Origin of the sequence: Paracoccus sp. DMF-8, assembly GCF_029309835.1 — a bacterium.
In the GTDB taxonomy this organism is placed as follows: Bacteria; Pseudomonadota; Alphaproteobacteria; order Rhodobacterales; family Rhodobacteraceae; genus Paracoccus.
On record NZ_JARJHL010000014.1, the window covers coordinates 385,469 to 394,378 of the forward strand.

Sequence of the window (8,910 nt, forward strand, 5' to 3'; positions counted from 1 at the left end):
TCGCCCCGCGTCGCCCTAGAAGGACGCGGGGATGATCCGGCTGTATTTCGTCCCCGCAATCGTCGCGCCCGCCATCAGCCCGGACTGGCCAAAGATCATCGCGACCACCGGTTGCTGAGAACTGATCGTATCGGCCCCCATCGCGACCCCGCCGGCGGGCAGGGCGTAATAGGCGCCCGCCTCGGCCACCCAACCGGGATAGCGGCGGAAATTGGCCAGCGATTCCGCGGTCTGGAAAACCAGCACATGGGCATATTGCTGCGCGCCGATCTGAAAGCCGACGCTGGCCTGTGTCGCCGAATAGTAATCGACCGTCGCGTCATTGATGCGCAGCGCGCCCTGACCATAGGCGCCGCCGACGCCAAAGCCCGCTTCGGTCATCAGGGGCATATACAGCACCCCTTTGGCGTTCTGGATCATCGGCGCGACATTGGGATAGGTCTGCAGCAGATAGGTCCTGGTCGCGTTGACGCGCGCATCCAGACGCGCCGCCGCATTCTGCCCGACCGCGTTCGAGCACCCCGCCACCAGCGTCGCAGCAAGCCCGCCGGTCAGCAGGCTCCTGCGAGAGAGGGTATTGATTTCGTTCATTTTCGCCTCGTCCCGAAGTGGCGGTTTCCCCGCCTTTGATGCGGGATGATAGGGCAGTTACCCTTGTTGTGCCAGCACTTCGGCCGCCCAAGGGGCGAAATAGGTCAGCACGCCGTCGCAGCCCGCGCGGCGAAAGGCCAGCAGGCTTTCCAGCACGACATCGCGCGACAGCCAGCCGTTGCGGATCGCCCCTTCCAGCATCGCATATTCGCCGCTGACCTGATAGGCAAAGGTCGGAACGGCAAAGCGGTCGCGGACCATGCGGCACATGTCCAGATAGGGCATGCCGGGTTTGACCATGACCATGTCGGCGCCTTCGGACAGGTCGCGCGCGACGCAGCGCAGGGCCTCGTCCCGGTTCGCGGGGTTGATCTGATAGGTCTTCTTGTCGCCGACCAGCCGACCCGAGGCACCGACCGCATCGCGGAACGGCCCATAGAAGGCGCTGGCGTATTTCGCGGCATAGGACAGGATCGCGACATCGGAAAACCCGTGATCCTCCAGCGCATCGCGGATCGCGCCGATGCGGCCGTCCATCATGTCCGAGGGGCCAAGGATATCGGCGCCCGCCTCGGCCTGAGCCAGCGCCATGCGGACCAGCGCGCCGACAGTTTCGTCGTTCACGATCACGCCGTCGTGGACGAAACCGTCATGGCCGTTGATGTTATAGGGATCCAGCGCGATATCGGTCATTACCGCCAGATCGGGCGCGACCTCTTTGATGGCGCGGATCGCCCGGTTGCCGATGTTTTCGGGATCCCATGCCCGCTCGCAATCTTCGGTTTTCAGGTCGGGGTCGGAATGGGGAAAGATGCAGATCGCCGGAATGCGCAGACGCATCGCGGTTTCCGCCGCGCGCTTCGCCCCGTCCAGCGTCAGCCGTTCCACGCCGGGCATCGAGGGGATTTCGCCCTCGGCCCCCGCGACTTCGGTGACAAAGACCGGCCAGATCAGGTTCGCGGGCGACAGCGTGCTTTCCGCGACCAGCGCCCGCAGGGCAGGGGTGCGGCGCAACCGGCGCATCCGCGTGGCGGGAAAGGGGGCGATGATGGGGCGATCGGTCATGGCATGTCCTTGGCGAAGGGGCGGTCCGGGATGGGTCATGTTCCGGGATGGATCATTCCGGCACCCGGCCGCAATCTGCACCCGTGGTTGCGCCGGAGCAACCCCGGCCCGAAAAGGCCGTTTCGCGGTTCCTCTTTGTGGCGCCTGCGGTTAGGGTGCCGTTCACCTGATTTAATGCAGTGCGGCCGCGTGGGTTTACTGAAAGACATCCTGAGCATTCTGGACAGCCGGTCCTTTGCGACCATCTGGTTCTGGGTCATGCTTGCAACGGTCTGGACGATGGTGGGGCGCAATGTTCTGGGCGTGCCGCCCGATGTCATTCGCCGCGTGCCCCGCGACCCGCAAGGCCCCGACACGCCCGAGGCGCTGGTGCTGCTGGACTGGCTGTCGCTGGTCCTGCCACGGTGGCGGCTTGACCCGCGCGAGGGGGTGTGGCTGCTTGGTCTTTTCGCATTTGTCTGCAGCACGCTGATCTTGCTTGGCTTTGCCTATGGGCTGGAGATGGCGCAGGCGCTGGTGATCCTGCTGTTTCCCGTGGTTCTCAAGATGCTGGGCGGCTTGTGGCTGGCGTCCCGGCTGCAGGTCATTTTGGCTGCGGCACAGGCGCATCGCATCACCCCGAACGAGGCCGCCGCCGCCGCTGCCCGCCTGATGGCCCGCTACCGCACGGTGTTGACCCACTTGCCGCCGCTGTTGTTGCTGACCGGCTTCATGCTGCTGCTGCTCTGGCTGTCGCTGTCGGGCCGCTGGTTGTGAAAAGATGCGCGGCTTCGGCCTGCCCCGGTTGCACTTGACATCCCCTTCTATCCGAATAGGTCAGCCCCATGTCTGCCGCATCGACCACTCCGCCCGAACATTTCACCCTGTCCGGCGCTTCCGAAGGCCTGGACGCTGCCCTGATCGCCCGTGAACTGGCGCGCGGCGCGCCGGTCATCCATATCGCCCGCGACGACCGCCGCATGGCCGCGATGCGCGCGGCGCTGGAATTTTTTGCGCCGCGTGCGGTGGTGCTGGATTTCCCGGCTTGGGATACGATGCCCTACGACCGGATTTCGCCTGCGGGCAGGATCATGGCGGCGCGGATGGCGGTGCTGACGGCGCTGGCCCATGGCGCGATCAAGGGGCCGTTCATCCTGCTGACCACGCTGAACGCGGTGATGCAGCGGGTGCCGCCGCGATCGGCCGTGCGCGATGCGGGTTTTTCAGCGGCGGTCGGCGACCGCATGGACGAAACCGCGCTGCGCGCCTTTCTGGTGCGGATGGGCTTTGTCCAGTCGCCCACCGTGACGGAACCCGGCGATTACGCCGTCCGGGGCGGCATCATCGACATCTATCCGCCCGGCGAAAGCGGGCCGATCCGGCTGGACATGTTCGGCGATGTGCTGGACGGCGCCCGCCGCTTTGACGCCGACACGCAGCGCACCACCGAAAAGCTGGACCGGGTCGAACTGGCCCCCATGTCCGAGGTCATTCTGGAAGACACCGCGATCAGCCGCTTCCGCCAGAATTACCGCGCCGAATTCGGCGGCGGTGGCGCGCAGGATCCGCTGTATGAAAGTGTCAGCGCCGGGCGCAAGATGGCCGGGATGGAACATTGGCTGCCGTGGTTCCACGACGGGCTGGAAAGCCTGTTCGACTATCTGCCCGGCGCCAGCATCGTCACCGACGACCATCTGGAACAGGTCCGCGAGGCGCGCTGGCAGACCGTCACCGAACAGCACGAGGCCGGGGTCGAGGCGCTTGGCCGCAAGGGGACGGGCGACAGCCTGTATCGCCCGGTCCCGCCCTGCAGCCTGTTCCCGGACGAGGCCGAATGGCATCTGTGGCTGTCGCGCTTTCGCCTGCTGCGCCTTGCCGTGCTGCCGCAACCGCCCGGTCCCGGCATTCTGGATACGGGCGGGCGTCCGGGGCGCAATTTCGCGCCCGAACGGCAATCGGAAAATACCAATCTGTTCAAGGCTCTGGCCGACCACATCCATGGGTTGCGCGGCGCGGGCCGGGTGGTTCTGGCCAGTTTCTCGGATGGTGCGCGGGACCGTCTGGCCGGGCTGATCGCCGACGAAGGGGTCGAAGGCGCCGTCCCGATCCGCAGCATCGACGATCTGCCGCAGGGCAAGGGCGCCCTGGGTCTGGCCGTCTGGCCGCTGGAAGAGGGCTTTGTCGCGGATGGCAGCGCGACCGGGGCGCTGGCCGTCGTGTCGGAACAGGATGTTCTGGGTGAAAGGCTGGTGCGCGGGGCGCGCAAGAAACGCCGGGCCGAAAACTTTCTGCGCGACACCACGACGCTGACGCCCGGCGATCTGGTCGTCCATGTCGAACACGGGATTGGACGCTATACCGGGCTGGAAACCGTGCATGCGCTTGGCGTGCCGCATGATTGCGTGGCGCTGGAATATGCGGGCGGCGACCGGCTGTATCTGCCGGTCGAAAACATCGAACTCCTCAGCCGTTACGGCCACGAAGAAGGCTTGCTGGACAAGCTGGGCGGCGGTGCATGGCAGGCGCGCAAGGCCCGGCTGAAGGAACGTATCAGGCAGATCGCCGACCGGCTGATGCGCGTCGCGGCCGAACGCCTGCTGCGTCCCGCGCCGATCCTTGAACCCGAACATCACGAAATGGAAAGCTTTGCCGCGCGCTTTCCCTATACCGAAACCGACGATCAGGCGGCGGCCATCGTCGATGTCGCGGCGGATCTGGCGGCGGGGCGGCCGATGGACCGGCTGGTCGTCGGCGATGTCGGTTTCGGCAAGACCGAGGTCGCGATGCGGGCCGCCTATATCGCCGCCTCGCAGGGGATGCAGGTTGCGGTGATCGCGCCGACGACGCTGCTGGCGCGGCAACATTTCAAGAACTTTGCCGAGCGGTTCCGGGGCACGCCGCTGAACGTCCGTCCGCTGTCGCGTTTCGTATCCGCCCGCGATGCCACGGAAACCCGCAAGGGGCTGGCCGAGGGCACGGTCGATATCGTCATCGGCACCCATGCGGTGCTGGCCAAGCAGGTCCGTTTCAAGCATCTGGGCCTGCTGATCGTCGACGAAGAACAGCATTTCGGCGTGGGCCACAAGGAACGGCTCAAGGAATTGCGCAGCGATATCCATGTGTTGACCCTGACCGCAACGCCGATTCCGCGCACCCTGCAACTGTCGCTGACCGGCGTGCGCGACCTGTCGATCATCGGCACGCCCCCGGTGGACCGGCTGTCGATCCGCACCTATGTCAGCGAATTCGACACCGTGACCATCCGCGAGGCCCTGCTGCGCGAAAAATATCGCGGCGGGCAAAGCTTTCTGGTCGTGCCGCGCCTGTCCGACCTGCCCGATATCGAACATTGGCTGACGGAAAACGTGCCGGAGGTCAGCTATATGGTGGCGCATGGGCAGCTTGCGGCGGGCGATCTGGATGAACGGATGAACGCCTTTTACGACGGTCAGGCCGATGTTCTGCTGGCCACGACCATTGTCGAAAGCGGGCTGGATATTCCCACGGCGAATACGATGGTGGTCTGGCGGTCCGACATGTTCGGCCTGTCGCAGCTTTACCAGATCCGGGGCAGGGTGGGACGGTCCAGGACGCGCGCCTATTGCTATCTGACGACGAAACCGCGCGTGCCGCTGACGCCGCAGGCGATGCGGCGGCTGAAATTTCTGGGCGCCATCGACAGTCTGGGCGCGGGCTTCAACCTTGCGTCTCAGGATCTGGATCTGCGCGGGGCCGGGAACCTGCTGGGCGAGGAACAATCGGGCCATATCAAGGAGGTCGGGTTCGAACTTTACCAGCAGATGCTGGAAGAAACGATTGCCAAGCTGAAATCGGGCGAGATCGAGGGCACGCCCGAAGATGACTGGGCGCCGGTGCTGAACCTTGGCGTGCCGGTGACCATCCCGGAAAGCTATATCCCTGATCTGGACGTCCGGCTTGGCCTGTATCGTCGCCTGTCGCAACTGACCACCAAGGTCGAGCTGGAAGGTTTCGCGGCCGAGCTGATCGACCGTTTCGGTCCGCTGCCGCGCGAGGTGAACACGCTGCTGCTGGTGATCCGCATCAAGGCCATGGCGAAAAAGGCCAATATCGCGAAACTCGATGCGGGACCGAAAGGCGCGACCGTTCAGTTCCATATGGACAAATTCCCGAATCCGGCCGGTCTGGTCGAATATCTGAACGACCAGCGCGGGCAGGCCAAGGTCACCGACAACAAGATTTTCGTCCGCCGCGACTGGAAAAACGACGCGGACAAGATCAAGGGCGCCTTTGCCGTGGCCCGCGATCTGGCCGCCAAGATCCGCGAAGGGCAGGTCAGGAAAAAGGGCTGATTCCGGTCGGGACGGGACGGGGCAAAATGAAAAAGGCGGCCACCGGGGCCAGCCCCTATGGTAAATGTTGATCTGAACAACAGGGCGACGCATGTTGCGTCGCCCTGTTACTCTTGGGATTTACATTCCGAAATCAGGGCTGCGATCGCTATGCTCTCGCAGCTCATCTCCTTCATCCGGCTCAACGTCCGGAACGACATCGTGCAGGATCTGCAAGGCTGCCGCAGGATTTCCCCTTGCTGCCCTGCTCTTCATTTCCAGGAGCGCTCTCCTGTGTCCAAGTCCTTCGGCAATCAGGGAAACAAGCAACTGATTGATCGACACCTTGTCCATCTCTGAAGCTTCTCGCGCCTGCTCCATAAGGTGGTCCGGCATGCGAAGTGCAAATGCATTCATTTCATTCTCCTTTCCAGGTTCAGCTCGTATGCGTAGTCAGGCGCGGTCAGCCACACCAAACCAAACGCCGATACATCTTCGTGTCGGAACACCTTATCCCCTGACACGATTATCCGAGCGCTAGCGGCCATGGCACATTCAACAACATGATCATCCTTCGGATCGTTCAGAAATGGTCTGAACCGAAACCAAGGAGAAACCTCGACAGCCATCTTGCAGAGCGCGTCAAGGATCACATCCACTTGGACATGAGAGATTGAAGGCGGCGCTCCGAGTATTCCGGGCCTTTTCAACACATCCTCATACTCCAGCACCAAGGCGGGAGATAAAGCAAATCGAGTGGCGCCACTCAACATGCTATCCAAAATGAGATAAGATGCCCCTCTCCGAGACCTCAACCCACTCACGATGATATTTGTATCAATCACGATAATGATATTATATATAATATCACATTTGCTATCGTCAAGTCGCCGATCCCAGGGGAACGAGAACAAATCCCTCGGATAGATGAGGCCTTTAGCCAGGCCGATCCTCATCGCGGGCGTTGCCCCATCCCGCCCTCGCAGCATCCAATTGTGGTAGAACCGCAAAATCGTCACCAGCTTCGGAACCATGTCCGGATCGTAGAACCCGTAGGCGTGCCAGATTCTGTGCTGGTTCGATGCGGTGGGCAGTCCCCGCTCGAAGCCGGTCACACGGCGCCGGGCCGAGTTGAACCAAGCGTCAACCGGATGGATCGAGGCCTCGCAGATCAGCCTGGCCAGCCCGTCGACCCCCAGGTGGCCAAGATCCGTTTTCAAGCGCAGTGATTTCCTCGGCTCCGCTTTGGTATGAAAGGGCCATTGGGTTCCGACCGTGGCGAGCATTCGCCGCCGATCTTCAACGCTGACATCCCTGAAACGGGTATCGAGCAGATGCGCGACCAGCGCCTGACGGCGGTTCAGTTCCGGGTGACGCTCCTGGATTAGATCGACGGATGTGCGGTGCTCCCGGTTCAGGGCGTGGAATGCCTCGCCGCCGAGTCTGGCCATGGTGCTGCGCTCGTCGTTGGTCATGCCCTTCTGGAAAGATACCTCGGTGATGTGTGCCCCGCCCGACCGGCGTTGTTGCAGAACTCTCTTCTCTGAGGGGTTCCCATCGTGAATCCAGTGGGCTACGCCCCTGGGATGAGTAATCCTGAGCGCAGCCGCTACCGCAGGACGAACTGGACATCCTGCAAGGATGCCTTGAGGCGTCGGGGGTCGTTGCCGATCTGGCTGGACAAGGACATGGTGTGGCTGGCGCCCAGGGCTGGTCGTAATGGTCGGCCGCCGGTGTTCTCCGATGCCGCGATCCAGTTCTGCCTGATGGTGAAGGTCCTGTTCGGGCTTCCGCTTCGGCAAACAACCGGGATGGTGGCGAGCATCCTGTCGATGGCCGGGCTCGACTGGCCGGTTCCGGATTTTTCGACCCTGAGCCGCAGGCAGAGGAGCATCGAAGTGCAGATATCGAGCCGCCGTGCACCGGGGCCGCTGAACCTGCTGGTGGACAGCACGGGGATCAGGTTCCCCGGCGACGGGGAATGGCTGGCGCGCAAGCATGGCACCCGCCGCCGACGCCAGTATCGCAAGGTCCATCTGGCGATGGCCCCTGTCACCGGTGACATCCGGGCGGTGGAATTCACCTCCAGCGACAAGGGCGACAAAGGCCCGGTAGGCGGAGGGCATGAGGATCATGCTGATACCGAGTTCTGGCAGCCCGGATTATTACACGCATCGCCGCATCGCGGCCGGCGATTGACCCGCATCGTTCTTGCGCAACGGCCCGGTTGGATTTAAGGATGTTGTGCGAGCCGCAGACCGGACAGGTGAAAGTTCTGTCCGATCCTGATCCAGTCACATGCCCATGATGTGGATCACCGCTAGATCGACCGACAGCGGCATGTGGGTTGGGCGGTATCCCGTAGCGGATGCAGTGAGGGTTTCGACAGAAGTTGACGGAAAACCCGGCAACCAAAACCGGAAGCCGGCGCTTCTGTGTCGAAGATTTCTTCGAGATAAGATTGCCCGGACCGACTCCTGGAAATTGCTGTGTAGCAAAAGAAATGAGCCGCCCAGATGGGGGCGGCTCATTGGTTTGTCAACATTTACCGTAGGGGCTGGGCCACCGGGGCCGCCTTTTGCTTTCCGAAACCTTGCCGCCTTAATCCGCGATCAGCAGCGGAGGTTTGTTCTTCGTCAGTTTCGGCGCATCGGGGCCGGTGATGTCAAAGGCGATCTTGCCATCTTCCAGCCGGACCTTCACCAACCCGCCCTTGGTCAGGCGTCCGAACAGCAGCTCTTCGGCCAGAGGCTTCTTGATGTTTTCCTGAATCACGCGGCCAAGCGGGCGGGCGCCCATCTTGTCGTCATAACCTTTTTCGGCCAGCCAGTTCGCGGCTTCGGGCGTCAGTTCGATATGCACGCCGCGGTCCATAAGCTGCGCTTCCAACTGCAGGATGAACTTGTCCACGACCTGAACGATGACCTCGCGCGACAGCGGCGCAAAGGAAATGATCGCGTCCAGC

At 62.9% G+C, this 8,910-nt stretch carries 6 protein-coding genes and 2 pseudogenes; 3 read left to right on the top strand and 5 right to left on the bottom strand.

The window, feature by feature from the left end:
- Positions 1–15: 15 nt before the first annotated feature.
- Both PE067_RS16360 and hemB read right to left on the bottom strand, forming a co-directional pair.
- The gene (locus tag PE067_RS16360; RefSeq protein ID WP_276190759.1) at positions 16–591 is read right to left on the bottom strand and encodes a YSC84-related protein; all 576 of its coding nucleotides are present in this window, start codon (positions 589–591) and stop codon (positions 16–18) included.
- 57 nt (positions 592–648) lie between these two features.
- Entirely contained in the window at positions 649–1,656 is a 1,008-nt protein-coding gene (hemB, locus tag PE067_RS16365) for a porphobilinogen synthase (RefSeq protein ID WP_276190760.1), read from the bottom strand.
- A gap of 189 nt (positions 1,657–1,845) precedes the next feature.
- Here hemB and PE067_RS16370 point away from each other — a divergent pair, with 189 nt between their 5' ends.
- Together PE067_RS16370 and mfd are read left to right on the top strand one after the other, a co-directional pair.
- Complete coding sequence (locus PE067_RS16370) at positions 1,846–2,412, top strand: hypothetical protein (RefSeq protein ID WP_276190761.1); 567 nt, start codon at positions 1,846–1,848, stop codon at positions 2,410–2,412.
- 68 nt (positions 2,413–2,480) lie between these two features.
- Positions 2,481–5,966, top strand: a complete 3,486-nt coding sequence (gene mfd, locus PE067_RS16375) for a transcription-repair coupling factor (RefSeq protein WP_276190762.1) — start codon at positions 2,481–2,483, stop codon at positions 5,964–5,966.
- Between the two features lie 120 nt (positions 5,967–6,086).
- Here the strand turns inward: mfd and PE067_RS16380 are convergent, their stop codons facing one another.
- Both PE067_RS16380 and PE067_RS16385 read right to left on the bottom strand, forming a co-directional pair.
- On the bottom strand, positions 6,087–6,362 hold the full coding sequence (locus PE067_RS16380) for a hypothetical protein (protein WP_276190763.1): 276 nt from the start codon (positions 6,360–6,362) through the stop codon (positions 6,087–6,089).
- Positions 6,359–7,420, bottom strand: a complete 1,062-nt coding sequence (locus PE067_RS16385; RefSeq protein WP_276190764.1) for a putative toxin-antitoxin system toxin component, PIN family — start codon at positions 7,418–7,420, stop codon at positions 6,359–6,361. Before PE067_RS16385 ends, PE067_RS16380 begins: the two co-directional genes overlap by 4 nt.
- A gap of 111 nt (positions 7,421–7,531) precedes the next feature.
- Between PE067_RS16385 and PE067_RS16390 the strand changes: the two are divergent.
- A pseudogene (locus PE067_RS16390) lies at positions 7,532–8,059 on the top strand (IS5 family transposase); the annotation flags it as partial.
- A 487-nt stretch (positions 8,060–8,546) separates the two neighbouring features.
- On the opposite strand, the pseudogene clpA reads toward PE067_RS16390, so the two are convergent.
- Positions 8,547–8,910 (bottom strand): annotated as a pseudogene (gene clpA, locus PE067_RS16395) (ATP-dependent Clp protease ATP-binding subunit ClpA); the annotation flags it as partial.

What these genes read in the sequence shown, in the direction of transcription:
- mfd (WP_276190762.1), top strand. Translation starts at nt 2,481, where the DNA reads ATGTCTGCCGCATCGACCACTCCGCCCGAACATTTCACCCTGTCCGGC.
- PE067_RS16380 (WP_276190763.1), bottom strand. Translation starts at nt 6,362, where the DNA reads ATGAATGCATTTGCACTTCGCATGCCGGACCACCTTATGGAGCAGGCG.
- hemB (WP_276190760.1), bottom strand. Translation starts at nt 1,656, where the DNA reads ATGACCGATCGCCCCATCATCGCCCCCTTTCCCGCCACGCGGATGCGC.
- PE067_RS16385 (WP_276190764.1), bottom strand. Translation starts at nt 7,420, where the DNA reads ATGACCAACGACGAGCGCAGCACCATGGCCAGACTCGGCGGCGAGGCA.
- PE067_RS16360 (WP_276190759.1), bottom strand. Translation starts at nt 591, where the DNA reads ATGAACGAAATCAATACCCTCTCTCGCAGGAGCCTGCTGACCGGCGGG.